The sequence below is a fragment of the Cupriavidus sp. SIMBA_020 genome, from assembly GCF_046535395.1.
Classification (GTDB): domain Bacteria; phylum Pseudomonadota; class Gammaproteobacteria; order Burkholderiales; family Burkholderiaceae; genus Cupriavidus; species Cupriavidus campinensis.
In genome coordinates this window covers 1-259 of record NZ_JAWRWU010000965.1, presented here as the reverse complement: position 1 = coordinate 259, position 259 = coordinate 1, and the positions used below count along the sequence as shown (strand labels likewise).

The following is a 259-nucleotide window of genomic DNA, read 5'->3' as shown; positions in this document are numbered from 1 at the left end:
ATACGCGTCCGTGCGGGGCGAGAACGCATAGCCGGCTTGCGTGACCACGTGGTTCCATTTCGGGCGCGTCTGGCCGGTGCGCGTGTCGAACCGGCCCATCGTGTACGTGTACGCGGCGGACAGGCTGAACGCCGGCGTGACGAAGAGGCGGCCGTCGACCGTGAAATTGTCGAAGACCAGCGATTCGCCCTTCAGCGGCGTGATGCCGCCGCCCTGGAGCACGCCGCTCACGCCGTCGGTGGCCGAGTGCGACCACGCG

At 68.7% G+C, this 259-nt stretch carries 1 pseudogene; it reads right to left on the bottom strand.

Going from position 1 to position 259, the window contains the following annotated elements:
- Positions 1 to 259: pseudogene (locus SB751_RS32325) on the bottom strand (porin); the annotation flags it as partial.